Source organism: Gordonibacter sp. (genome assembly GCF_036667095.1).
Taxonomy (GTDB): domain Bacteria; phylum Actinomycetota; class Coriobacteriia; order Coriobacteriales; family Eggerthellaceae; genus Gordonibacter.
Genome location: NZ_JAVWUP010000008.1, coordinates 14,887 through 39,198, shown reverse-complemented (window position 1 = coordinate 39,198; position 24,312 = coordinate 14,887). Strand labels below are relative to the sequence as shown.

The following is a 24,312-nucleotide window of genomic DNA, read 5'->3' as shown; positions in this document are numbered from 1 at the left end:
ATGTGCGTATGGACGAGTCGGAGCGCATAAAATCAAAAATTCGCGAGCTGGGGCAATACACCATTATTGATAAAGTATCTGCCAGACTGGATGAGTTCTCAGATTTTTACGTGGCAAGTTTTACCAATTTAACCATTGACCCCTTTGTTATTCAACCTGAATATATCCGCGAGAATAGCAAGATCTTGCAAGGTGGTATTTGGTGCATTATGCGCATCGAGTATAAGCGCGCGTTTGGTGATGAAAGCGACGACGGCTTTGATATTTTTGATGAGCCAAAACCGGGAAAGAGGAAGATTAAAAAGCGCGGGCCCGAAGACTCCCCGTTTAGCGTGCTGAGCCTAACTCCTATTCAGATGCCAAATCTAGACCTTAATAGCATTTTGGCTCAGCGCGAGCATTTTACTACCGACGAATGGATGGCTTTGTTGCTGCGCTCGGCGGGGTATGAGTCTGATGCGCTTTCAGAAAAAGAGCGCATGCACTTTGCGGCACGCATGATTCCCCTTATTGAGCGCAATTACAATTTGTGTGAGCTGGGCCCGCGGGGTACGGGTAAGTCTCACCTCTACAAAGAGGTATCGCCGCACGCAATTTTGCTTTCGGGCGGACAGACTACCACGGCAAACCTCTTTGGTCGCTTGAACAGTATGCGTGCTGATAAAGTAGGTTTAGTTGGATATTGGGATTGCGTTACCTTTGACGAAGTGGCTGGCATGCGTTTTAAGGATGCCAATGCAGTGCAAATTATGAAGGACTTCATGGCTTCGGGCAGCTATGCCCGGGGACGTGACCAGTTCAGTGCCGATGCTTCTATTGTGCTGGAAGGAAACATAAATGACACGGTTCAAAACGTGCTCAAAACCACTCACTTGTTCGATCCGTTTCCCCCTGAATTTAATAACGACAGTGCTTTTTTCGACCGCATCCATTACTACCTTCCTGGCTGGGAAGTGCCCAAGATGCGCAGCGATTTACTTACCGAGCATTATGGCTTTATTACCGACTGCCTCAGTGAGTTTTGCAGAGAGATGCGCAAAAAGGATTTCTCACACGTAATAGACGAAAACTTCCGACTTAATGCCGACTTTAATAAGCGCGATGAAATTGCCGTGCGCAAAACATTTAGCGGGTTGGCTAAGCTCTTGTTCCCCGATGAGCGTATGTCAAAAGAAGACATTCGCATGGTGTTGGACTATGCCATAGAGGGCCGCAGGCGTGTGAAAGAACAGCTCAAAATTATGGCAGGCGTTGAGTTTGGTGATGTGAATCTTGGCTATAGCGACAAGGACAATCCGCAAGAATCGTGCATTGTGTATGTGCCTGAGCAGGCTCAAGGCTTCCTTATTCCCGATGGTACTCTGCTGCCGGGACACGTGTTTGCTGTTGGTCGCTCTATGGACAACGAGTATGCTGTTTATAAATTGGAAAACCGAGCAATAGTGGGCGACTTTAAGTTTCAAACAGAGGGTATTGGCCGCAGTGGCCCGGTGAAAGAAACAATGGAAGCTGCTTTTAGGTGCTTTGGCGAAAATGGAACACGCGTGGCTTCGGGCATGTATATAGGCAGCAAAGATTACTTGTTGTTCGTCAACGACTTGCAGGGTAAAGGGTTGTCCGACGAGGTTTCTCTTGCGGAATTCGTAGGCCTTTGTTCGGCGGCAGCAAACCGTCCTGTAACGGCCTCAACGGTAATTCCCGGTATCTTGCGCTTGTCGGGTACGATGGATGAGTTGCACGGACTTGAGGATATTATGCGGGTGGCTAAGAATGCAGGTGCGAAAAAAGTATTGCTGCCTATATCGTGCATAAAGGATTTGCAGACCGTTTCAAGTGAGCTTATTGGTGCGGTGAGCCCTGATTTCTACCCCGATGGTGATCCCGTTGCCGCGGCCAGAAAGGCATTAAATTTGTAGGCATTTTATCGGAGGGGAATGGTGGAGCTGGTGGCCACAATTGACGTGGATGCTTTGCGGGCGTATTTGCTGGACTATTGTGGAAGCGCCATGATGAGCGGCTTTGCGGCTGCTGTAATTGACGTCGCACAAGTTGAAGCAGCACAGGGACGTGAGCTTTGTGAGATGGCAGAGTCTTTAGGGGTGGATCTTCGACGCTTCGAGGTTTAGCGCGAACCGTGTCCATATGGTCGCCTGCGCCGGAGCCGATTCCCTAAGGTATCGGTGCTATACTTCGGGCATCAGGATAGGAGGCCCCATGAATCCCTTTATTTGGCTGGGAATAGCGGCCGTTATGGCCGTGATTGAAATTGTATCGCTTGGGCTTATTACCATGTGGTTTGTAATTGGTGCGCTGGCGGCATTCGCGGCTAACTTGTTGGGTGCCGATATCGTTGTGCAGATGATCGTATTTCTAGTGGTGTCGGTCGTGTGTTTGGTGGTGTTGCGCCCCGTGGTCACGAAGTATCGCAAGCGCGGGCAAGCTGCCGAGCCAACGCTGGTAGGAGCTTCGGCTATTGTGGTGGAGGCTATCGACAACGACGCACTTGCGGGGCGTGTTGAGACCGAGAATCGTATGTCGTGGGCGGCCAGATCGGCCGATGGTTCCCTTATTCCTGCAGGCGAGAGCGTTGTGGTTCGCTCGCAGGAAAGCGTCAAACTCATTGTTGAAAGGAAGTAGTCATGAACTTTATCTTTGATCCGCTTACCATTGCCATCGCTGTTGTGGTGGTGGTTGTGGTGCTGTTCTCGGTCACGTGTATCAAAATTGTGCCGCAGGCCAGCGCTTCCATCGTGGAGCGCCTGGGCTCGTACCTGACCACCTGGAACAACGGCCTGCATATTAAGGTGCCGTTCATCGATCGCGTGCGTATGGGCATCTCCCTCAAAGAGCAGGTGTTCGACTTTCCGCCGCAACCCGTCATTACGAAGGACAACGTGACCATGTCTATCGACACGGTGGTGTTCTTCCAGATCATGGACGCAAAACTGTACTCATACGGCGTGGAGAACCCCCTTATTGCTATCGAGAACCTGGCCGCCACCACACTGCGCAACATCATTGGCGATTTGGAGTTGGATACCACGCTGGTGTCGCGTGATACCATCAATGCCAAGATGCGCTCTATCTTGGATGAGGCAACTGATGCGTGGGGTATCAAAGTAAATCGCGTGGAAGTGAAAAACATCACACCGCCTGCTGCCATTCAGCAGGCCATGGAGAAGCAGATGAAAGCCGAGCGCGAGAAGCGCGAGGCCGTGCTTTTGGCCGAGGGCGAGAAGCAGGCCGCCATCACCATCGCCGAGGGCAACAAGCAGTCTATTATCCTGGCTGCCGAGGCGGCAAAGCAGCAGGTCATCCTGGCGGCTGAGGCCGACAAGGAGAAACAGATTCGCGAAGCTGAGGGTGAAGCCGCCGCCATCATGAACGTGCAGCAGGCCACCGCCGACGGTATACGCATGGTCCGCGAAGCCGGTGCCGACAATGCCGTCCTTACCTTGCAGGCCTTCGAGGCCTTGAAGAAGGTAGCCGACGGCAAAGCCACCAAGCTCATCATTCCCTCGAACCTCCAGGGCCTCGCCGGATTGGCCGCCTCCCTCAAGGAGATCGTGGTCGACGATAAGACCGACCGGGGGACGATGGCCTAGCGAGCGTAGGGGCTTCTAGACCCCGCTAAAAGCCGGGCTCGGCACTTTGTCCTTCCCTTGGTCATCTTGGGTTTTATGGATGTTTGCAGCATGCCACTGGACAAGCCCTGTGCGAAACTGCACAATGCCCTTATAGGTATTTTCGACGTCCCGGCCTGCGCTGGGACGTCTTCGCTCAATATGAGAAGGACGTGGCTTACATGATCGATATCGTGCGGTCGCCCGACCCGGTCCTGAACCAGGTGTGCGAGCCTTGCGACCTAGGTGACAAGAACCTGAAGAAACTGGCGAAGCAGATGGCGCGCGCCATGTACCAGAACAGCGGTTGTGGTTTGGCAGCCCCTCAATTGGGTGTGGCCAAGCGCCTGGTGGTCATCGATTGCGACGAAGGTGACGAACAAGATCCTATCGTGCTGGTGAACCCCGTGCTCGTCGAGACGCAGGGCGAGCTGGTCGTCGAGGGGGAGGGGTGCCTGTCATGCCCTGGTATCTCGGTGCCTATCGCGCGGCCCCCTTGGGCGCGCGTGCGCTACTTCGACCTGGACGGCGAGGAATGGGAGATCGAGGGCGACGAGCTTCTGGGCCGCTGCCTGCAGCATGAATTGGACCATCTGGACGGGGTCACTATGTTCGAGCGCTGCGACCCTCTGGCGCGCATTCAGGCGCTGCGCGACTACGAACTGGCGCTCAAAGCCGGTGCAAAGCCGGGGGAGACTTCGCTCGACCCACGGGTACGTTGATGATGCGCCTCGTCTTCATGGGTACGCCGGATTTTGCGGCCACCATCTTAGAAGACCTGTCCCAGCAGCATGAGGTGGTTGCCGTGTACACGCGTCCCGACGCGGTGCGCGGACGTGGCAAGCAGCTGGCAGCCTCTCCGGTGAAGGCCATGGCAGAACGTCTGGGCCTACCGGTGCGCACGCCGAAGACGCTGCGCGACGAGGCCGAGCAACAGGCTCTGGCCGCGCTCGAGCCCGAGGTGATATGCGTGGCGGCTTACGGTGCCATCCTGCCGAAAGCAGTGCTGGACATCCCCCGCTTCGGGTGCTTGAACGTGCACGCGTCGCTCCTGCCGCGTTGGCGCGGCGCCGCGCCAGTGGAGCGTGCCATTCTTGCGGGCGACATTGAGACGGGCGTGTGCGTCATGCGTATGGAAGAGGGCCTGGACACGGGTGCCTACTGCGTATGCCGTACGGCGCGCATCGATACCAAGAGCGCCTCTAAGCTCACCGACGAGCTGGCGAACCTCGGATCGCACGCGCTGCTTACGGCGTTGGTTTTGGTTCAGGGCGGGGCGGCCGATTGGACGGACCAGGACGAGGCCAAGGTGACCTATGCCTCCAAGGTGGGAAAAGGCGAGCTCTTCCTTGCTCCAAGCGATACGGTAATCGAGGCTGTGCGCAAGGCACAGGCCTCAAGCACGGCCCATCCCGCTCGCGCCGTCGTTGCTGGGCGTGCTGTTACCGTGACGGAACTCGGCGTTCCCGTTGGCACGGCGGTGGAGCTGACCGAAGGTATGGTTTCCGGCACCGTGCGGTTTGCGGGCAAGCGCCTGTTTCTGGGCCTGCGCGATGGCGTGGTCGAAGTGGTTTCCTTGAAACCGGACGGCAAACAAAGTATGGACGGACGTTCTTTCGCTGCCGGCGTGCAAGGCATCAAGGGCGGTTCTGTGATATGGGAGGCTGCTCATGAATGAACGGCACAATCGAAGTGAACGTCGCAACCATGACGCGCGTCGTGGGCCGCAGGAACCGACCGCTGCCGAGCAGCCGGCAGGCAAGCGTGCCTTCCCCTCGAAGGCGAGCCCGGCGCGCCTTGCTGCGCTGGACGTATGCCGTGCGGTGCGCGAGCGCGATGCCTACGCCCAAGACCTCATCGCGTCGCGTATCGACGAGGCGCGCCTGAGTCCCGAAGACCGTGCGTTTGCCACCAGGCTCGTGCTGGGCGTCGTGAGCGCAGTCGGTACCCTCGACGAGATCGTCGACCGTTCTCTGCGTTCTCCGACCGATGTGCAAGACGACGTGCGCGATGCGCTGCGCATCGCCGTCTACGAGATCATGTTCCTAGATAAAAGCCCGCATGCAGCCGTCGATCAGGGCGTTGAGCTGGTGCGCTCGGTTCAGCCGCGCGCGGCAGGGCTGGGCAACGCCGTGCTGCGCAAAGTCGTTGCGTGCAAGCCGCAGTTCCCCTTCGGCGATCCGACGCGTGATGTCGCCGCATTGGCCCGACTGCATGCGTTTCCCCTGTGGCTGACGAAGCGCCTCGTGGCCGACCTGGGCCCCCGGGCGGCCGTCGACTTCATGCGCGCTTCCAACGAGCCGGCACCGCTGTTCATCGCGGTCAACGAGATCAAAGCGACGTCCGACGAGGTGTGCCGGGCGTTTGCCGCGGCATCCAGCCAAGTAGAGCCGGTCGCTCTCGACGGCAAGGCCGTGCCGGGTTGCTATCGCGTGCCCGACTCACGCGTGCTGCAGGATCGCCGTGTGAAAAGCCTCTTCAGTGAGGGCAAGGTGCTCGTGTCGGATGCTGCGTCGCAGTTAGTGGCTGCCTGCGTGCTGCCTGAGCGCATGCCGGCATCTCTGCTGGAGATCGGAGCCGGGCGCGGCACGAAGACCATCCTGTTGCAAAGCGATGCGCTGCGTGCCTATGGCAGCCAGGTGGAGCTTTTCTCGCTGGACAACCATGCGTTCAAGACCAAACTTCTGCGGGATCGCGTCGAAGAGTACGGCGTGGCTGTGGTCGAAGCGCTCACCGGCGACGCGACGAGGCTCGACGAGGTTGTCGGTGCTCGGCAGTTCGACGCGGTGTTTATCGACGCTCCGTGCACCGGGCTTGGTACGTTGCGCCGCCATCCTGAGATCCGTTGGCGCCTGACCGAACAGCGCATGTCGGAGATGGCCACCCTCGGCCTCTCGCTGCTGTGCTCGGCTGCCGATCACGTGGCGCGTGGAGGCCAGCTTGCCTATGCTACCTGCACGGTGACGCATGCCGAGAACAACGGCGTGGTGAAGCGCTTCTTGGAGAGCGAGCAGGGCGCAGGCTTCGAGCTTGCTCCTCTGGGAGATCGCTCGTGCTTGGCAACCAGGCTACAGCCCGGCTCTTCCGATGCCCACTTCGCCGTGCGCTTTGTACGCAAACGCTGAGGAACTTTGAATCAAACGAACATGCTTGAACCTGGCATATTCTCGATAGTGTGCTGAATCCGATGCGGCCCGAGATTTCTCGGGCCGCATCGGATTATTCATGAGCCAGCTGTTTTCAATAGGGGGTGCGATGGTCATTTGCGGTTTCTTGACCAGCCGCCTGCGGAAATTCCCCGCACCTGTCTGCAAGTCCGACCGGCTTGCTATACAATAGGACGACTTTTACTGGAAGGGCGCCGCAAGAGGACGCCACGAGCAAAACGAGGGAGGTCTGAGCTGTTATGGAGCCGAATATCAAAGAGGTGGCAGGACGCATTTGCGCGCTTCGCGAAGACCTCGACATCACGATGCAGGAGATGGCCGACGCGACGGGCCGTACCGTGGCCGAGTACGCCGCGCAGGAATCGGGCGACCAGGACCTGTCGTTCACGTTCCTGTACAAATGCGCCGAGCGTCTGGGCGTGGACGTCATCGAGCTTCTGACCGGCGAGAACCCGCACCTGTCGGGCTACTCGCTTACGCGTGCAGCTGAGGGCCTGTCCATCAAGCGCCGCGCCGGTTTCGAGTACCTGCACAAGGCGCCGCATTTCAAGAACAAGCTGGCCGAGCCTTTCTTGGTTACCGCCCCTTATCTGGAAGAAGAGCAAGAAGGCCCTATTCACCTGTCCTACCATAAGGGCCAGGAGCTGGATTTCGTCATCTCGGGGCGCATGCGTTTCGCCTACGAGGATCACGTCGAGGAGCTTGAAGCGGGCGACCTGCTCATGTACGACTCCGGCCGCGGCCATGGCATGATCGCTGCCGGCGGCGAGCCGTGCACCTTCCTGGCCATCGTCATGAGATCCCAGGAGGATTCGATTATCTAGGCGCTGCCGGAGGCTGCACTTCGGGCATGCTTAATGCAATCGTGCCCTCTCCAGTGCCTTATCTGATGATCCTATCCGTTTTGCGGCTCGGCTGCCGCATTGCATACAGAGAGCAAGAGATACCCATGAGAAACTTGAATCTGCGCTACGTCGAGGAATCTTATAGCGAAGACGGGCTTCTGACCACGTTCAACGTAAACTGCCCCGATAACTTCAACTTCGGCTACGAGGTGGTCGACGATATCGCCGCAGCCGACCCCTCCCGGCGTGCCATGGTGTGGTGCAATCCGGAGGGCGAGGAGCACGTGTTCACGTTCGCCGATATGAAGCGCTGGTCTGACAAAACGGCGAACTTCCTGGCCGAGGCAGGGATCGGTGCGGGCGACATGGTCATGGTCATCCTGCGTCGCCATTACCAGTTCTGGTTCGTCGCCACGGCGTTGGCGAAGCTGGGCGCGGTCATGGTGCCGGCTACGTTCATGCTGAAAGAGCACGATCTGGAGTACCGCCTGAACGGCGCGTCCATCAAAGCGGTTATCGCCACGTCGCTCGGAGACATCGCGAGCGTGACGGACAACGTATACGACGCGGCCGCCGAGCTCAAGGTGCGCATACTGGTGAACGGTGCGGGGGGCGGTCTCACGCCGGAAGATACCGAGGGCAACCTGGTGTTCCCGGATGACGGAGCGCCTTTGGGCGCCGCTCTTTCGGGCAAGGAGGGCATCTGCGCCGCGCCGGCCGTCCGCGAGGGCTGGTTGGACTTCAACACGGGCGTGCGCGCCGCGTCGGAGGATTTCGTGCGACGGGACACGCTGTCGGCCGATCCTATGCTCATGTACTTCTCGTCCGGCACGTCGGGCAACCCGAAGATGGTGCTGCACGATTCCGCCTACGCGCTTGCGCACATCGTGACGGCGAAGCACTGGCACAACGTGGAGCCCGACGGCCTGCACTTCACCATCGCCGATACCGGCTGGGGCAAGGCCGTATGGGGCAAGTACTACGGACAGTGGCTCATGGAGGCGTGCGTGTTCACGTACGACTTCGACCGTTTCCACCCTTCCGAGATATTGACGCTCATCGGTCGCTACGGCATCACGACGCTGTGCTGCCCGCCCACCATGTACCGCATGATGATGGCCGAGGATATCGATGCCTACGACCTCTCGTCGCTCGTGTACTCCACGACGGCGGGCGAGGCGCTGAACCCGGACTTGTTCGACTTTTGGAAAGAGCATACGGGGCTGACCATCTTCGAGGGCTTCGGCCAGACCGAGACGCCGCTCACCATTGCGAACCTGACAAACTCCACGCCGCGTCCCGGGTCTATGGGCAAGCCGGTTCCGTTGTACCATCTGGAGATACTGCGAGAAGACGGCTCCGTTTGCGATACGGGCGAGACCGGTGAGGTGTGCATCGACGTGTCGACCAAGGCGGCCGGCATCATGTTGGAATACTACCGCGACCCCGGCAAGACCGCCGAGGCCATGCACGAGGGCTGGTACCACACCGGCGACACGGCGTGGCGCGACGAGGACGGCTACTACTGGTACGTCGGGCGCAACGACGACGTCATCAAGTCGAGCGGCTACCGCATAGGCCCCTTCGAGATCGAAAGCGTGCTTTTGGAGCACGAGTCGGTGCGCGAGTGCGCGGTGACCGGCGTGCCCGACCCCACGCGCGGCAAGGCCGTGAAGGCCACTATCGTGCTGGCCGAAGGCTTCTCGGGTACCGACGAGCTTACGCGCGAGCTGCAAGCCTGGGTGAAGAAGCGCACGGCTCCCTACAAATACCCTCGCATCGTGGAGTACGTCGACGCACTGCCCAAGACTGTGAACGGCAAGATCCGCCGCGCAGCCATCCGCCAGACGGACGAAGCGCCGAAGACACCTGAAGGGCTCGTGTGATGAAAGTCGAGACGTACATCCCCCGCACGCCGGTCGTGGTCGTGTGTGGCCACTACGGGGTGGGCAAGACGAACTTCGCGCTGAACCTGGCCATCGACGCCGCTGCGCACGGCTTCAAGGTGACGCTGTCCGATCTGGACGTGGTGAACCCGTACTTCCGCTCAAGCGACAGCCGGTCTCTGCTCGAGGAGCATGGCGTGCGGCTGATCGCGCCCGTGTTCGCGGGCACGAACCTGGACAGCCCCAGCCTGTCGGGCGCCACCGAGCCGGCCATCGAGCAAGCGCGTGCATCATGGCTTGCCATGATGACGGGGGCGTGCAGCTTCGGCGACCCGACGGCTCAGCTGCCGCCGCGTAAGTTGGTCATCATCGATGCAGGAGGCGACGATGTGGGTGCCACGGCGCTCGGCCGCTTCGCTCCTGCCATCGCGGCGGATCACTACGATATGCTCTACGTCGTGAACCGCAACCGCAACCTCACGCAAGAGCCTGCGGAGGCGGTGGAGGTGCTGCGCGAGATCGAGGCGAAGTCCCATCTTCAAGCCACGGCCATCGTAAACAACACGCATCTCAAGCAGGATACCGACGAAGACGTCATCGCGCGCGGCATCCCCTTCGCGCAGGCGGTGGCCGACCAAGCGGGGCTTCCGCTTGCGTGTACGACCGTGCCAACGGCGTTCACCGACCAATGTACCCTCATTGGCCCAAATGATGGTCGGCAAGCGCTCTATCCTGTGCGAATATATGTACGTACTCCTTGGGAATAACATGAGAGTGGCGCCGGTGGCTTGAACTTGCCACGACGCATTCGGTTCGCGTGTCCCGGCGCGGCGACGCGGACGCACCAGACGAGGAAGGTTCCGACATGGCGAGAATAGAAGTTGAAGAGCACTTCTGCAAAGGGTGCGGCCTGTGCGTCGACGCGTGCCCGACGCATATCATCGAGCTCGACCTAGACAAGATCACCGCGAAGGGTTACCACCCGGCGCGTTGCATCGATGCAGAGAAATGCACGGCTTGCATGTCGTGCGCACTTATGTGCCCCGACGTCGCGATTACGGTGGTGAGATAACTATGGCAGAGAAAGTGCTGATGAAGGGCAACGAGGCCATGGCTGAGAGCGCGCTTCGCGCCGGATGCCGGTTCTTCTTCGGATACCCCATCACGCCGCAGACCGAGCTTGCGGCCTACATGTCCAAGTGCATGCCCAAGATCGGCGGCACGTTCTTGCAGGCTGAAAGCGAGATCGCGGCCATCAACATGGTGTACGGCGCTGCAGCCACCGGCGCGCGCGTCATGACGTCGTCGTCTTCGCCGGGCATCTCGCTCAAGGGCGAGGGCATCTCCTACATGGCCGGCTGCGATCTGCCGGGCGTCATCGTGAACGTGCAGCGCGGCGGCCCGGGCCTCGGCGGCATCCAGCCGTCGCAGTCCGACTACTGGCAGGCAACGCGCGCGACGGGTCATGGCGACTTTCAGATCATGGTGTACGCCCCCTCCACCGTGCAGGAAATGGCGGACTGCGCGTACCTGGCCTTCGACAAGGCCGACGAGTACCGCATCCCGGTCATGCTGCTTGCCGACGGCATGCTGGGCCAGATGATGGAGCCGGTGGTGCTACCCGAGCCGAAGGGCGAGCTGGCCGACAAGCCGTGGGCGGCGCGCGGGCACAAGAACGAGCGCGCGCACAACATTGTCGACTCGCTGTACTTGCAGGCGGAGGACTTGGAGCGCCTGAACCGCGAGCGTTTCGAGCGCTACGATGTCATCAAGAAAAACGAGCAGCGCGCCGAGCTGTTTATGGTCGAGGACGCCGACATCGTGCTGGTGGCCTTCGGCGCGTCTTCGCGCATCGCCCGCAGCGCGGTCGTGTCGGCCCGCGAGAAGGGCATCAAAGCGGGCCTCATCCGCCCGATCACGCTGTGGCCGTTCCCGGCCGATGCGCTTGAGAGCGTCATGGGCACCGCGAAGGCGTTCCTGAGCGTCGAGATGAACATGGGCCAGATGGTCGACGACATCCGCCTCGTCTCCGAGGGCCGCGTGCCGGTTGAGTTCTTTGGCCGCACGGGCGGCATCATCCCCACTCCGGTGGAGGTGCTCGCGCAGATCGAAGCGTTGCAGGGAAAGGTAGGTGCCTGATCATGAGTGCCGAAGAGAAAATCGTGTTCGAGCGCCCGCATGCGCTCCTGCCCGTCATCACGAACTACTGCCCGGGCTGCCCGCACGGCATCGTGCACCGCTTGGTGGCTGAAACCATCGACGAGTTGGGTATCGAGGGCGATACCATCGGCGTGGCGCCGGTAGGCTGCGCGGTGACGAACCCCGACTTCTTCTCCTGCGACATGATCCAGGCGGCCCATGGCCGTGCTCCGGCGGTTGCCACGGGCGTGAAGCGCGCCCTGCCCGACAGAGTGGTGTTCGCCTACCAAGGCGACGGCGACTTGGCCTCCATCGGCATGGCCGAGACGATACACGCGGCCACGCGCGGCGAGCATATCACGGTCATCTTCATCAACAACGCCATCTACGGCATGACGGGTGGCCAGATGGCCCCCACCAGCTTGCCGAACCAGGTGACGCAGACAAGCCCCTACGGCCGCGACACGGCTGTCGCCGGGTTCCCCATCCGCGTGAGCGAGCTTATGAGCTCGTTGGACGGCGTGGCGTATCTCGAGCGCGTGACGGTGGACACTCCGAAAAACGTGCGCAAGGCGAAGAAGGCCATCAAGAAGGCATTCCAAAACCAGATCGACGGCGTGGGCTATTCGATGATCGAAGTCGTATCAACCTGTCCGACGAACTGGGGCCTCACGCCTCAGGCATCGTTTGAGTGGATGCGCGAGAACATGCTGCCGTACTATCCTTTGGGCGTGTACCGAGACGTCGTGGCCGAAGGCTTCGCCAACGCGACCGAAGCGGCCGTGGCGCGCGCCGCGAACTGCCCGATAGCGCAACCGAAGAGCGAAGGAGACGCCCGATGAGCCGCTCGTACAACATCGTGTTGGCCGGTTTTGGCGGCCAAGGCATCCTGTTCGCCGGCAAGCTCGTGGCTTACGCCGGTCTGATCGAGGGCCGTGAGGTATCGTGGCTGCCCTCCTACGGTCCCGAGATGCGCGGCGGCACGGCCAACTGCAGTGTGTGCTTGGCCGACGACGCCATCGGCAGCCCGTTGGTGCTCTCGCCCGAAGTGCTGGTGGTGATGAACCAGCCTTCCATGGACAAGTTCGAGAACAGCGTGGCCCCGGGCGGCCTCGTCATCGCCGACTCGACACTCGTGCAGCGCGTTCCCGAGATCGAAGGCGTGCGCACCTGCTCCATCCCGGCAACGGCCATGGCCGAGGAAGCGGGCTTCAAGAAGCTGGCCAACATCATCTGTGCCGGCAAGCTGTTCGCGGAAACGGGCTTTTGCAGCGAGGAAACGCTTTGGAAGGCCATCGAGAAGTGCGTGCCTGCAAGTAAGGCCAAGATGCTGGACATGAACAAGCGTGCCCTCCAACTGGGCATCGACGCTTAAGGGAGCGACTATGGTAGCCGATACGGCGGCAATGACGGAGATCGGCCTACGCATCAAGGGATTGCGCGAGGCTTGCGATGTGACGTGCGAGGACATGGCGGCCGAGCTGGAAGTGCCGCTTTCGAAGTACGAGCAGTGGGAGGAGACGGGTGCTGACGTGCCTATCTCTGCCATCTATCACTTGGCGCACAAGTTCGGCGTGGAGTTTACCGAAATACTTACGGGAACGGCTGCCAAGCTCGATACCTACCAAGTGGTGAAGAGCGGCGAGGGCCGCGAGGTCGACCGCTACCCAGGTTACCACTTCGAAGATCTGGCCTGGCGCTACACCGGCAAGATCATGCAGCCTTTGCTGGTGGTGCTCGACCCGTCAGACGAACCTGCGAAGCTCGTGACCCACACGGGCCAGGAGTTCAACCTGGTGCTCGAGGGTACCGTTATCGTGAACTGGGGCGACAAGGAATTCGAGCTGAACGCCGGCGACAGCATGTACTTCAACCCGACGCATCCGCACGGCCAGCGTTGCGGGGGAGACGTGCCTGCCAAATTCGTCACGATCATCGCTGAGTAGAAAGCGCGACCTGTGGATCATATTCTGAAAAAGTACTGTCCGCGCATCGAGTTCGACTCGTATGAGGACTTTTACGAGAACTTCCGGATCGACGTGCCCGAGGCGTTCAACTTCGGGTTTGACGTCGTGGACGAGTGGGCGCGCGTCGAGCCCGAGAAGCGGGCGCTGGTGTGGTGCGATGACCACGACGGCGAGCACACGTTCACGTTCGACGAGATGGCGCGCCTATCCAACCAGGCGGCCAACGCCTTCGCGAAGCTCGGCATCGGCAAGGGCGACGTGGTCATGGCCATCTTGCGTCGCCGTTGGGAGTATTGGGTGTGCGCGGTGGCGCTGTGCAAGCTGGGTGCCACCATCATCCCGGCTACCTTGCAACTCACGGCTAAAGACATCGTCTACCGCGCGCGAGGCGCGCAGGTGAAGATGCTGGTGTGCGTGAACGACGACTACGTGTGCGGCCAGGTGGAAGAGGCGCTGCCCGAGACTCCGTCCGTCTGCCAGCGCATCATCGTGGCGGGCCAGCGCGACGGATGGACGTCCTTCGAGTCCCTTATCGAAGGCGAGTCCGATGCCTTCGAGCGTCCCGTAGGCGACGCGGGCGTCACGAGCAAGGACACCATGCTCATCTACTTCACCTCCGGCACGACCGGCATGGCGAAGGCGGTGTGCCACAACTTCGCGCATCCTCTGGGACACATCATCACGGCGAAGTACTGGCAACAGGTGCAGGAGGATACGCTGCATCTAAGCGTGACCGACAGCGGCTGGGCTAAATTCGGCTGGGGTAAGATTTACGGCCAGTGGATCGCGGGCGCGACCATCTTCGCGTACGATATGGATAAGTTCGTACCCACGGCGCTGCTACAGAAGATCCAAGACTACCGCCTGACCACGTTCTGCGCCCCTCCCACCATGTACCGCTTCATGCTGCAGGAGGATGTCGCATCCTACGATCTGTCCAGCGTAGCTAACTTCGCCACGGCAGGCGAGCCCTTGAACGCCGAGGTCACGCTTGCCTGGGAGCGCCTTACCGGCAAGCGTATCCGCGAAGGGTTCGGCCAGTCGGAGGGTCCTGTGCTCTTGGCCACGTTCCCGTGGATCGACCCGCGTCCCGGCTCGATGGGCAAGCCCTCGCCTTTGCTGAATGTCAAGCTGCTGGACGATGCGGGTGTCGAAGTACCCGACGGTGAAGAGGGTGCCATCTGCGTTACCGGCCTGAAGGAGGCCTATCCGCCGGGCCTGTTCGTGGGCTACTATCACGACGAGGATCGCACGCGCGAGGCGGTGGGCGGAGAGTATTACAACCTACACGACATGGCATGGCGTGATTCGGACGGCTACTGCTTCTTCGTGGGTCGCGACGACGATGTTATCAAGTGCTCGGGCTATCGCATCGGCCCCTTCGAGGTGGAAAGCGCGCTTATCGTGCACCCCGCTGTCGTGGAATGCGCCGTCACGGCTGCACCCGATCCGGTGCGCGGCAAGGTGGTGAAGGCCACTGTCGTGCTGGCGCGCGGCTGGGAGGCAAGCGACGAGCTGGTCAAGGAGCTGCAGAACCACGTGAAGCACACGACGGCGCCCTACAAGTACCCGCGCATCGTCGAGTTCGTGGACGAACTGCCCAAGACGGTGGGCGGCAAGATCAAGCGCAAGCTGATCCGTAACCAGGACGGTATCGAGGATTGACGGAAAGGCACCCGAAAGGGTGCCTTTCCTCTTGCGGTACGCCGTGCCGCCCGCTAAAGACGGTTCCCCTACGGTCGCGCAACGGATGCCTGCGCTCGCGTTGCGTTTGCTCTGAGGCGGGTATGGTGGCTCCAAACGAAAGCAGACGCGGGTTTCGCATGCTTGTGCAGCCTGCGGGTTAGGAGGCATCATGGCTGATTTGCAGCATTCTGGCGACAAGATCGTCCTGCGCAACGGCTACGGCATCCCTTGTATCGGGTTTGGCACTTGGAAGCTGCCAAACGACGAGGCGGGCCAAGGGGCAGTGTGCCAAGCCGTGCGCGATGGCTACCGCCATATCGATACGGCGGCTTTTTACGGGAACGAGGATATGGTGGGCAGGGCCCGCGCGGCATCCGCTTTCTCACATGAGGATCTGTTCCTCACGACCAAGGTGTGGAACACCGAACGTGGTTACGAGCAAACGCTTGCGGCGTTCGAAAAGTCCCGCAAGAAGCTGGGTTTGGAATACGTGGACCTCTACCTGATCCACTGGCCGGCTGCGAAGGGTGCCGATACCGCATGGCAGCGCACCAACCAAGAAACTTGGCGGGCCCTGGAAACGCTCTACCTGGACGGCTTGGTGAAGGCGATCGGCGTGTGCAACTTCAAGCCTCGCCACTTGGAGCCGCTCATGGAGGCAGCCGAGATCCTGCCTATGGTGAACCAGATCGAACTGCATCCTGGCTGCAACCAGGAGGAAACCCGCGCCTTCTGCGAGCGGCACCATATCCTTGTGGAGGCGTGGTCGCCGCTGGGATCGGGTCGTGTGCTGGAAAACGAGGTGCTTCGTGACATCGCGTCGGCTTATGGCTGCACGGTGGCGCAGCTGTGCATCCGTTGGTGTTTGCAGCGCCATGCTATCCCGCTGCCGCGCTCGGTGGATGCTGGTCGCATTGCCGAGAACGCCCGTGTGTTCTGGTTCGATATCTCTGACGAGGACTTGCGCCGTATCGACGGGTTGGACCCGCTTGGACAAAGCGGCCTCGATCCCGACACAGTGGACTTCTAGGCTTCCTTGAAAGCTGCGGGCCTTCGGAGCTCGCCCGAGAAGGTGCAACACATCCGGCTGCACAGGCCGGCAGATGCGCTCTGCGCTGTTGTCCGTATCCCCGAAAGGAGCCAGCCTATGGCGCGAGTCGCACGCAAGAAAGCTTCAACTACATCGGTTACTTCGGGTTCCGGGGCGGATGCTCCCGATACGGCAGGCGCTCCTTCTTCCCCTGCTGATGCTGAGGCTGGCAAGCCCAAGCTCGAACGGGTGCTCACCGTGCCCGATATGGTGGTGTACGGACTCATCTTCATGGTTCCCATTGCGCCGTTCGGCATCTACGGGGGCGTGTTCGCGGATTCGGGCGGCATGCCGGCGCTCGTGTACTTGGTGGGCACGCTCGCCATGGTGTTCACGGCGCTTTCTTATGGCATGCTGATAAGGGAGTTCCCTGCATCGGGGTCGGTGTACGCCTATACGTCGCGGGGCCTCGGGCCCGGTATCGGATTCGTGTCGGGATGGACGCTGCTTTTGGACTACCTGCTTATCCCGGTGCTGCTCTACGTCGTGGCTTCGCATGCGCTTTCGGGCATCGTGCCCGAGGTGCCTCCCTGGGTATTCTCCATCGCGTTCGTGGTGGTGAACACGTTCGTGAACGTGCGCGGCATCGAGCTGGCGAACATCGTGGACCGGGTAGCGCTGGCTTTGGAAGTGCTCTGCCTGGCCGTGTTTGTCGTACTGGGCGTGAAATGGCTGGCGACCGATCCCGCGTCGCATGGGTTTACCTTAGACCCCCTGTTCAATGCGGCTACGTTCGATCCGTCGCTCGTCATCAGCGCGGTGTCGTTGGGTGTGCTGTCGTTTCTGGGCTTCGACGGCATTGCCACGCTGTCGGAGGAGGCCAAGGACGGACGGCGCGGCCCGGGGCGCGCTATGATGGCGTCGCTTTTGATCGTGGGTACACTGTTCGTGCTGCAGACCTACCTCGCGGGATGCATCAGCCCGGACGGAGCCGTGTTCAAAGACGATCAGGGAAATGCGTTCTACCTGGTAGCGCAAGTGGTGGGTGGGCGCCCGCTCTATGTGGTGTGCGCGCTTGCCACCGCGCTTTCCTGGGGCATCTTCACGGCGCTGGCCGCCCAGACGGCCGTGTCGCGCATCTTGTTCGCTATGGGCCGCGACGGAAATCTGCCGCGTCCTTTGGCGAAGGTGCACCCGAAGTACCGCACGCCTTACGTGGCCTCGCTGTTCGTAGGCGTGCTCACGTTGGTGCTGGTGCTGACGTTCGGCCAGTTAGGCACCGATACCATCTCGCTGTTCGTGAATTTTGGCGCGCTGACCGCCTTCCTGCTGCTGCATATGACCGTCATAGGCTACTTCTTCGTGAAGAAGCGCGACGGCCGCTGGGTTGCGCACCTGGTATCGCCGCTTCTGGGCATGCTGATCATCGGCTACACCTGGTGGGGCCTTGACGTGCCGGCTAAGGTTTTGGGGTTGATATGGATCGCCGTAGGCATGGGGTATTACCTGGTGCTGCGCTATGTGCTCAGGCGCGATGTGAAGCTGGGCGGATAGGGCTGCCATGCGAAGGCAAACTCTTGCACGCAAGGCTTTTGCCCGGCAACGGGCCTCAGCGCGACGTGATGTAGTCGTAGTAGTGCTTTTTCATGGCGGCGTACTGCTTTTGGCGTATGAGCACCGTGTCGCCCGTGGCGGTGACGAAGCATTTGTCTCCGATGCGCTCGACGTGGTCCATGTTCACGATGAAACTGCGATGGCAGCGCAGGAAATTGCCTCCTTGCAGCTGATCTTCCACTTCGCTGAGCTTGGCGGTTATCTCGGCGGTGGTTCCGTCGCGGAACGTGAAGGTGACGTGCTTGTTGCGGCTCTCGGCGCATATGATGTCGTCCATGGTGAAGAAGCGGTCGCGGATGAAGATGCAGCGCGGCTTCCAGGTGGCATCGAAGCGGTCGAGCGCGCAAGCCAAAGGCTCGATGCCCACGGGTTTCACCAGATAGGCTATCGCGGCGACATCGTAGCTCTCTACGGCGAAGTCGCGGCTGACCGTGGAGAACACGATGGCAAGCCGCTCGTCGTCGGCACGCAACGCCGCGGCGGCGTCTATGCCGTTCATATCTTCGAGGTAGATGTCGAGGAAGACGAGATCGAAGCGCCTGCCACCCCGATGCACGTCGATCAGGTCTTGGGCGCTTTCGTACTGCGTTACATGGGCGCTCGGCCGCAGCTTCATCAGCAAGGCGGCGAGAGTTTCCCGTTCGACTTGATTGTCGTCGCAGAGGGCGATCTGCATGTACGCTCCTTTCCTCGAACCTTATTTATACCATGTTTCCAACTTATGCGGCCTGTCGTTTTCTCCGTCGACAGGGTCGTTTTCGCTTCTTGGGCGGGTTCGGCAAAAAGGGATGCAGGGTTGCGTTCTCGGGTGCTGTCTTTGGACGCGGGCTGCGACCTGCGAGGGGTCAGGCTGGTTTCGCACGAAGAGCTGCCGGTTTCGCTCGGAGCATCTGAGCAGGTGGGCGGTCGGTTATAGTTATGTTTGCGTATGCCCTGAAAGGCAGGATAGAATTCTTCTTTGAAGGCGAAGGGAAGACAGGAGGCGGGCAATGGGCGAAACAGAGACCGATGCAGGCGTTCGCGCAGCGTGCGAGCGGGGACGTGCCTTGCGCAGCAGCGTTCCTCGGGCGGCGCATGGCGCTTGGGAGGTCGAAGAAGGCCGCACGGGCCCGCTGGAGCTTTTGGACGAGCAGGCGCAGCAGCGGTTGGCCTACTTGGTGCCCGAACGCTACCTGCGCATGAGCGCCTCGCCCTTCGCCTTCTTCCGTGGCGGTGCGCTCGCGATGGCCGCCGACCTGGCTCGCACGCCCGCGACGGGCATCCGCGTGCAGGTGTGCGGTGATGCGCACCTGGCCAACTTCGGCGGGTTCGCCTCTCCGGAGCGCCACCTCGTGTTCGATATCAACGATTTCGACGAGACGGCGCCGGGTCCTTGGGAGTGGGACGTGAAGCGGCTGGCTGCCAGCATCGAGATATGCGGTCGCAACCGCGGGTTCAGGCCTTCATGGCGGCGCAGTGCGGTTCGCTCGGCCGTTGGGAGCTACCGCGAGGCTATGAACGCGTTCTCCCGGATGGGCGCGCTTGAGGTGTGGTATGCCCAGCTCGATGTGGTCGACGTGTTGACCCGGGCGCTTGCGGGCGCGTCGCGCAAGGAAGCGCGTCGCGTGCGCGACAAGCTGGAGAAGGCCTATGGGAAAACCAGTACGCGCGCGTTCGAGAAGCACGTCCGCTGGGAGGACGGCGAGCTGCGTATCATGTTCGACCCGCCTTACCTGGTGCCGCTCGATCGCTTCGCCCCGGTTGCCGATGCCGATCGGGTGGCAGCCTCCTTGGTGGAGCTGCTTGCCGGTTATCGTGAGAGTCTCTCGCCTGAGCTGCACTGCCTGTTCGACCGCTATACCTACCTCGATGCGGCGCAGAAGGTCGTGGGCGTAGGTAGCGTGGGAACCCGTGCCTGGATCGTGGCCTTCGCCGATGCGCAGACGGGCGATCCGCTGGTCTTGCAGGTGAAGGAGGCTCAGGAGTCCGTGGTGGAGCGCATCGCCGGTCCGTGCGGCTTGCCCTCGCATGGCGAGCGCGTCGTGCGCGGTCAGCGTCTTATGCAGGCTTCCAGCGATATGCTCTTGGGCTACACGGGCGCCGAGGATGAGGGCGGGCACGTGCGGGATTACTACGTACGGCAGCTGTGGGATTGGAAGACCTCGACCGACCTGGACACTGCCGCGCCGGCCGAGATCGAGGCGCTCGGTCGCCTGTGCGGCTGGACGCTGGCCCGCGCCCACGCCCGCTCGGGCGACCGGTTCGCCATCGCAGGCTATCTGGGGACAGGCAGTTCGTTCGACCGAGCCCTCGCCGAGTTCGCTGCCTCCTATGCCGACCAGAACGAGGCAGATTTCCGTATGTTCATCGATGCGCTTTCGGAGGGTTCGCTTGCGACAGGGGGTCGCTTCCGAGTCTGAAGCGCGTTGAGGACAAAGTCGAAACGAGCATGCTAAGATGGCGGCGTGCGATAGCGGCCGCAAGGAGGCCGGGCAGGGAATGCCATTGCAGTGCTGGGAAGACGAGGGGAAAGAGGGCCTGTGAACGTCGATGATGCGGTATCCTCGATGACGCTCGAGGAGAAATGCACTTGCCTTACCGGCGAGGGGTACTGGATGCTGGGCGGATGCGCTCGCCTAGGGATAGAGCCGATTTTGGTGTCGGATGGCCCTCACGGCCTGCGCAAGCAGGCTGGCGCGGCCGACAACCTAGGCCTTGCGGCAAGCGAGCCGGCAGTGAGCTTTCCCACTGCCAGTGCGGTGGCGTGTACGTTCAACCTCGATTTGATGCGCACGATGGGGGAGGCCTTGGGCGACGAGGCGCGCGAGCAGGGGGTGGCCGTGCTGTTGGGTCCTGGCGTGAACATGAAGCGCAGCCCGCTGTGCGGCCGGAATTTCGAGTACTTCAGCGAGGACCCCTGCCTTGCCGGAGAGCTGGGCGCCGCCTATATCCAAGGCGTTCAGAGCTGCGGTGTGGGAACTTCGCTCAAGCACTTCGCCTGCAACAACCAGGAAACGAATCGTCTGATCGTCGATGCCGTTGTAGACGAGCGCGCGCTGCACGAAGTGTATCTGGAGCCGTTTCGCAGAGCGGTGGAGCAGGGCCGCCCGTGGACGGTTATGACTGCTTACAATCTGCTGAATGGAGCCTATTGTTCGGAGGATGCGCAGCTCATGGAGCGTATTGCACGCGAGGAGTGGGGCTTTGAGGGCGTGTTCGTCACCGACTGGGGTGCCGAGAACGACAACCTGGCCAGCCTGCCCGCAGGTTTGGATCTGGTGATGCCCGGCCCGCGTGCGGACTACCGCCGCGAGGTGGCCGAGGCCGTGTCGCGAGGTGTGCTGTCCGAAGCGGACCTCGACCGGGCGGTGAGCCGCATCTTGGGGCTACACGAGCAGCATGTCAGCTCAGCGAACATCGGCATCAAGCGCAGCCAAGCCGAACGGCTGGACGTGGCTCGGGCTGTTGCCGAGGAGGCGGCCGTGCTGCTGGAGAACGACGGCATCCTGCCGCTGGACGCCGCTGCGCGCATCGCCGTCGTCGGGGCCTTTGCCCGCAAGCCGCGCTATCAAGGTGCGGGCTCGTCGAAGATCAACCCCGCATCGCTGGACTGCGCCTTCGAGGCGCTTGAAGCTGCGGGGGTACCGGTTGCTTTTGCTCCTGGCTACGATGCGGACACAGGAGAGGCTACCGAGGAGCAGCTTGCCGAGGCGGTGCGCGTGGCATCGCAAGCAGAGGTCGCCGTGGTATTCGTCGGCCTGCCCGACGCCTCGGAATCCGAGGGGTCCGACCGGATGGATATGGCGCTACCCGCTGGCCACAACGCGCTGGTCGAGCGCGTGTGCGCGGCAAACCCCAATACGGTGATAGTGCTGCAAGGCGGCTCTCCGGTCGAGTTGCCGTGGCGTGGGAAGCCTCGCGCGATCCTTCTCAGCTACCTGTCGGGTTGCCGTGGGGGGCGGGCGACGGCCGATCTGCTGCTGGGTGTGGCGAACCCGTCGGGAAAGCTGGCCGAGACGTGGCCGCTCAGGCTTGCCGACACGCCCTGTGCAGACTTCTTTCCCGCGCAGGGTCGCCAGGCGTCCTACCGCGAAAGTATCTACACCGGATACCGCTACTACGATGCCGTCGGCATCGAGGTTGCCTACCCGTTCGGCCATGGATTGTCGTATACCGCGTTCTCCTACCGCGATATGCGCGTAGCAGATGCGGACGAGGGCTTCGAGGTTTCGTTCACCGTGCGCAACGACGGCGATCGGGCTGGCAAAGAGGTCGTGCAACTCTACGTCGCCCCTCGCGATGCCCAGGTATTCAAGGCCCCCCAGCAGTTGAAGGGCTTTGCCAAGGTGGAGTTGGCGCCGGGTGAGGAACGTCGCGTGGCCTTGCGGGTACCGCGCTCGTCGTTTGCGCATTACTGCCCTGCCGAGGGTGCGTGGGATGTGGAGGCGGGCACCTATGAGCTGCGGGTATCCTCTTCGAGCCGTGATGTGCGGTTGTGTCGGGAGGTGCAGGTGGCCGGCAAGGCGGCCCAGCCCGACAACGCGCCAGGAGCCTACCATCGTGTTGCTCCGGGTTGCTTTACGGAAGAGGCGTTCGCCCTGTTGTACGGCCGCCGTCTCCCCAAGGTGCTCACGCCCTTGCGACCCTATACGGCCAACGCGACGGTGGGCGATTTGCAGACCTCGCTTCTGGGCAAGGCGGTGTGCTACCTGCTGCGCCGTGAGCTGAAGCTTTTGCTGCCCGGTGATGTCGCGCAGCAAAAGTCGCTCGAGCTGCTTGCAATGGACACGCCGCTGCGCATGCTAGCCATGTCGGGTATGGACATGAACCTGGTAGCCGGTATCGTTGACATCATGAACTACCACTTCCTGCGGGGCATTAAGCGGCTGCGGAGCCTTAAGCCGGCCAAGCAGGACGAGGCGGCCGAGGCCTCCTCGGGGAAAGGCGCTGCGCAGGGCGCAGGGCAAGAGGTTCGGACAATTGAGGAGGACGAGGGCCGTTGCAGTACCTCGTCCCAGAAAGGAGCAGGAGCATGACCGAGAACAACAGCGAGCAAGATGCCGCAAGGCAACCGGAGGGCGCATCAGGAGGTGCTCGGCCAGAAGGTGAACAACCTTCGTCGCAAGGTACGGGCGCTCCCCGCGATCCGGAAGGTGCCCGTTTGCCGCTGGTCTTGAGGATAATGGGCGTTCTGTCCTTGCTCGGTGGACTTGCCGCCTTGGGCGATGCCGTCCCTGTGGTCATCTCGTTCGTGCAGACTATCGGAGCCGGCACCTACAAGGTGTCGTCGCTGGTGATCTTCGGCGTGTTGGTGGCCTTGCTGACGGCATCCGCGGTGCTGTTCGTGTTCTTGGGAGTACGCCTTCTCAGGAACAAGCGCGCCCATGCGGCGGTGGCAGCGAACACGCTCGCCGCTATCACGGTCACTCAGATCATCGCCACGATGATGCTGTACGGACTGTCGCCGCACCATATCGGCTACCTGGTACAGCTGGTTATCCTCATTGCGCTGACCAGCTACCTGGACCCTTCGCTTGTGGAGGAGCGCAAGCTTCAGCGCAAGCTCAAGAAGATGGACAAGGACCAGGCCGCCGAAGAGAAGCGCCTTGCGAAGGAGCGCAAGCCAAAAAAAGGATTCATTGCGCTGAACTTCTTTAACCTGTTCTGGATTTTTGTGGTGTGCTGCGTGCTGGGCTTGATCATCGAGGTGATATTCCACTTTATCGTATTCCATGAGTACCAGGATCGCGCCGGTATGCTGTTCGGGCCGTTCTCGCCTATCTACGGCTTCGGTGCCACGCTCATGACCATTGCCCTGAACCGTTTCTACGATAAGCCGGTGTGGGTTATCTTCCTGGTCAGCGCTGTGATCGGCGGAGCATTCGAGTTCTTCACCAGCTGGATCATGGAGTTTGCCTTCGGCATCCGTGCTTGGGACTACTCAGGTTCGTTCCTGTCCATCGACGGGCGCACGAACTTCGTGTTCATGGTGGCATGGGGCGTGCTCGGCCTGGCGTGGATCAAGCTGCTGCTGCCCCAGCTGCTGAAGCTGATCAACTTGATACCGTGGAAGTGGCGCTACAGCGTGACGGCGGTATGCACGGTGCTCATGCTGGTCAACGGCGTGATGACCATCCAGTCGCTCGACTGCTGGTACCAGCGCATGGCAGGTCAGACCCCTTCGACGCCTATCGAGCAGTTCTATGCCAAGCACTTCGACAGCGAATATATGCAGAATCGCTTCCAGACCATGGAGATGAACCCTGCGGACTCGGCGCGCGCCGACGTGTAGGGATCGCCCGACGAGCCGGGGCAGCTCGAGCGCAGCGTGCTCGAGCTGTCATGAGATCTGGTAGGGGAGCCGGATCGTGCGCGT

General features: G+C 61.2%; 22 protein-coding genes. 21 read left to right on the top strand and 1 reads right to left on the bottom strand.

Features of this window, described 5'->3' with window-relative positions:
- The 18 genes from brxL to RR842_RS01825 form a co-directional block, all read left to right on the top strand.
- Positions 1 to 1,916: protease Lon-related BREX system protein BrxL (brxL, locus tag RR842_RS01910; protein WP_332728884.1), on the top strand; the 1,916-nt coding region annotated here is incomplete at its 5' end.
- Between the two features lie 18 nt (positions 1,917 to 1,934).
- On the top strand, positions 1,935 to 2,126 hold the full coding sequence (locus RR842_RS01905; protein ID WP_332553395.1) for a hypothetical protein: 192 nt from the start codon (positions 1,935 to 1,937) through the stop codon (positions 2,124 to 2,126).
- An 88-nt stretch (positions 2,127 to 2,214) separates the two neighbouring features.
- Positions 2,215 to 2,637 (top strand): NfeD family protein, encoded by a 423-nt coding sequence (locus tag RR842_RS01900; RefSeq protein WP_332724267.1) that lies wholly within the window; start codon positions 2,215 to 2,217, stop codon positions 2,635 to 2,637.
- Between the two features lie 2 nt (positions 2,638 to 2,639).
- A complete protein-coding gene (locus RR842_RS01895; protein ID WP_332728883.1) occupies positions 2,640 to 3,605 on the top strand; it encodes a stomatin-like protein in 966 nt (321 codons plus the stop codon).
- 200 nt (positions 3,606 to 3,805) lie between these two features.
- Entirely contained in the window at positions 3,806 to 4,345 is a 540-nt protein-coding gene (def, locus tag RR842_RS01890; RefSeq protein WP_332513600.1) for a peptide deformylase, read from the top strand.
- Positions 4,345 to 5,301 (top strand): methionyl-tRNA formyltransferase, encoded by a 957-nt coding sequence (gene fmt, locus RR842_RS01885; protein WP_332728882.1) that lies wholly within the window; start codon positions 4,345 to 4,347, stop codon positions 5,299 to 5,301. Before def ends, fmt begins: the two co-directional genes overlap by 1 nt.
- On the top strand, positions 5,294 to 6,748 hold the full coding sequence (locus tag RR842_RS01880) for a transcription antitermination factor NusB (protein ID WP_332728880.1): 1,455 nt from the start codon (positions 5,294 to 5,296) through the stop codon (positions 6,746 to 6,748). The genes fmt and RR842_RS01880 overlap by 8 nt, the downstream gene beginning before the upstream one ends.
- A gap of 281 nt (positions 6,749 to 7,029) precedes the next feature.
- The gene (locus RR842_RS01875) at positions 7,030 to 7,614 is read left to right on the top strand and encodes a cupin domain-containing protein (RefSeq protein WP_332513605.1); all 585 of its coding nucleotides are present in this window, start codon (positions 7,030 to 7,032) and stop codon (positions 7,612 to 7,614) included.
- Between the two features lie 125 nt (positions 7,615 to 7,739).
- A complete protein-coding gene (locus RR842_RS01870) occupies positions 7,740 to 9,521 on the top strand; it encodes an AMP-binding protein (RefSeq protein WP_332522023.1) in 1,782 nt (593 codons plus the stop codon).
- The gene (locus RR842_RS01865; protein ID WP_332553391.1) at positions 9,521 to 10,288 is read left to right on the top strand and encodes a ParA family protein; all 768 of its coding nucleotides are present in this window, start codon (positions 9,521 to 9,523) and stop codon (positions 10,286 to 10,288) included. Before RR842_RS01870 ends, RR842_RS01865 begins: the two co-directional genes overlap by 1 nt.
- Before the next feature lie 98 nt (positions 10,289 to 10,386).
- The gene (locus RR842_RS01860) at positions 10,387 to 10,593 is read left to right on the top strand and encodes a 4Fe-4S binding protein (protein WP_332513610.1); all 207 of its coding nucleotides are present in this window, start codon (positions 10,387 to 10,389) and stop codon (positions 10,591 to 10,593) included.
- Between the two features lie 2 nt (positions 10,594 to 10,595).
- Positions 10,596 to 11,660, top strand: a complete 1,065-nt coding sequence (locus tag RR842_RS01855) for a 3-methyl-2-oxobutanoate dehydrogenase subunit VorB (protein ID WP_332513612.1) — start codon at positions 10,596 to 10,598, stop codon at positions 11,658 to 11,660.
- A 2-nt stretch (positions 11,661 to 11,662) separates the two neighbouring features.
- Positions 11,663 to 12,502, top strand: coding sequence for a thiamine pyrophosphate-dependent enzyme (locus RR842_RS01850; RefSeq protein ID WP_332513613.1), 840 nt, complete (start codon positions 11,663 to 11,665; stop codon positions 12,500 to 12,502).
- On the top strand, positions 12,499 to 13,035 hold the full coding sequence (locus tag RR842_RS01845) for a 2-oxoacid:acceptor oxidoreductase family protein (RefSeq protein ID WP_332513614.1): 537 nt from the start codon (positions 12,499 to 12,501) through the stop codon (positions 13,033 to 13,035). Before RR842_RS01850 ends, RR842_RS01845 begins: the two co-directional genes overlap by 4 nt.
- 10 nt (positions 13,036 to 13,045) lie before the next feature.
- Positions 13,046 to 13,606 carry a cupin domain-containing protein gene (locus RR842_RS01840; RefSeq protein ID WP_332513616.1) on the top strand — a complete coding sequence of 187 codons (561 nt, stop codon included), beginning with the start codon at positions 13,046 to 13,048 and terminating at the stop codon, positions 13,604 to 13,606.
- 12 nt (positions 13,607 to 13,618) lie between these two features.
- Positions 13,619 to 15,292, top strand: coding sequence for an AMP-binding protein (locus RR842_RS01835; RefSeq protein WP_332513618.1), 1,674 nt, complete (start codon positions 13,619 to 13,621; stop codon positions 15,290 to 15,292).
- Positions 15,293 to 15,482: 190 nt separating this feature from the next.
- Positions 15,483 to 16,343 (top strand): aldo/keto reductase, encoded by an 861-nt coding sequence (locus tag RR842_RS01830; RefSeq protein ID WP_332513620.1) that lies wholly within the window; start codon positions 15,483 to 15,485, stop codon positions 16,341 to 16,343.
- 117 nt (positions 16,344 to 16,460) lie between these two features.
- Complete coding sequence (locus tag RR842_RS01825) at positions 16,461 to 17,897, top strand: APC family permease (protein ID WP_332553389.1); 1,437 nt, start codon at positions 16,461 to 16,463, stop codon at positions 17,895 to 17,897.
- A gap of 55 nt (positions 17,898 to 17,952) precedes the next feature.
- Here RR842_RS01825 and RR842_RS01820 read toward each other — a convergent pair whose 3' ends face one another.
- Positions 17,953 to 18,633, bottom strand: coding sequence for a LytTR family DNA-binding domain-containing protein (locus RR842_RS01820; RefSeq protein ID WP_332512235.1), 681 nt, complete (start codon positions 18,631 to 18,633; stop codon positions 17,953 to 17,955).
- A gap of 313 nt (positions 18,634 to 18,946) precedes the next feature.
- Here RR842_RS01820 and RR842_RS01815 point away from each other — a divergent pair, with 313 nt between their 5' ends.
- From RR842_RS01815 to RR842_RS01805, 3 genes are all read left to right on the top strand, one after another.
- On the top strand, positions 18,947 to 20,356 hold the full coding sequence (locus RR842_RS01815) for a DUF2252 domain-containing protein (protein WP_332728879.1): 1,410 nt from the start codon (positions 18,947 to 18,949) through the stop codon (positions 20,354 to 20,356).
- A gap of 120 nt (positions 20,357 to 20,476) precedes the next feature.
- On the top strand, positions 20,477 to 22,972 hold the full coding sequence (locus RR842_RS01810) for a glycoside hydrolase family 3 C-terminal domain-containing protein (RefSeq protein WP_332728878.1): 2,496 nt from the start codon (positions 20,477 to 20,479) through the stop codon (positions 22,970 to 22,972).
- Positions 22,969 to 24,228 (top strand): putative ABC transporter permease, encoded by a 1,260-nt coding sequence (locus RR842_RS01805; protein ID WP_332721746.1) that lies wholly within the window; start codon positions 22,969 to 22,971, stop codon positions 24,226 to 24,228. The genes RR842_RS01810 and RR842_RS01805 overlap by 4 nt, the downstream gene beginning before the upstream one ends.
- Positions 24,229 to 24,312 lie beyond the last annotated feature (84 nt).

Coding starts and splice junctions, on each gene's coding strand:
- RR842_RS01870 (WP_332522023.1), top strand. CDS start 7,740: ATGAGAAACTTGAATCTGCGCTACGTCGAGGAATCTTATAGCGAAGAC.
- RR842_RS01880 (WP_332728880.1), top strand. CDS start 5,294: ATGAATGAACGGCACAATCGAAGTGAACGTCGCAACCATGACGCGCGT.
- RR842_RS01855 (WP_332513612.1), top strand. CDS start 10,596: ATGGCAGAGAAAGTGCTGATGAAGGGCAACGAGGCCATGGCTGAGAGC.
- RR842_RS01895 (WP_332728883.1), top strand. CDS start 2,640: ATGAACTTTATCTTTGATCCGCTTACCATTGCCATCGCTGTTGTGGTG.
- RR842_RS01825 (WP_332553389.1), top strand. CDS start 16,461: ATGGCGCGAGTCGCACGCAAGAAAGCTTCAACTACATCGGTTACTTCG.
- def (WP_332513600.1), top strand. CDS start 3,806: ATGATCGATATCGTGCGGTCGCCCGACCCGGTCCTGAACCAGGTGTGC.
- RR842_RS01860 (WP_332513610.1), top strand. CDS start 10,387: ATGGCGAGAATAGAAGTTGAAGAGCACTTCTGCAAAGGGTGCGGCCTG.
- RR842_RS01850 (WP_332513613.1), top strand. CDS start 11,663: ATGAGTGCCGAAGAGAAAATCGTGTTCGAGCGCCCGCATGCGCTCCTG.
- fmt (WP_332728882.1), top strand. CDS start 4,345: ATGATGCGCCTCGTCTTCATGGGTACGCCGGATTTTGCGGCCACCATC.
- RR842_RS01905 (WP_332553395.1), top strand. CDS start 1,935: ATGGTGGAGCTGGTGGCCACAATTGACGTGGATGCTTTGCGGGCGTAT.
- RR842_RS01865 (WP_332553391.1), top strand. CDS start 9,521: ATGAAAGTCGAGACGTACATCCCCCGCACGCCGGTCGTGGTCGTGTGT.
- RR842_RS01900 (WP_332724267.1), top strand. CDS start 2,215: ATGAATCCCTTTATTTGGCTGGGAATAGCGGCCGTTATGGCCGTGATT.
- RR842_RS01805 (WP_332721746.1), top strand. CDS start 22,969: ATGACCGAGAACAACAGCGAGCAAGATGCCGCAAGGCAACCGGAGGGC.
- RR842_RS01845 (WP_332513614.1), top strand. CDS start 12,499: ATGAGCCGCTCGTACAACATCGTGTTGGCCGGTTTTGGCGGCCAAGGC.
- RR842_RS01840 (WP_332513616.1), top strand. CDS start 13,046: ATGGTAGCCGATACGGCGGCAATGACGGAGATCGGCCTACGCATCAAG.
- RR842_RS01875 (WP_332513605.1), top strand. CDS start 7,030: ATGGAGCCGAATATCAAAGAGGTGGCAGGACGCATTTGCGCGCTTCGC.
- RR842_RS01830 (WP_332513620.1), top strand. CDS start 15,483: ATGGCTGATTTGCAGCATTCTGGCGACAAGATCGTCCTGCGCAACGGC.
- RR842_RS01815 (WP_332728879.1), top strand. CDS start 18,947: ATGGGCGAAACAGAGACCGATGCAGGCGTTCGCGCAGCGTGCGAGCGG.
- RR842_RS01820 (WP_332512235.1), bottom strand. CDS start 18,633: ATGCAGATCGCCCTCTGCGACGACAATCAAGTCGAACGGGAAACTCTC.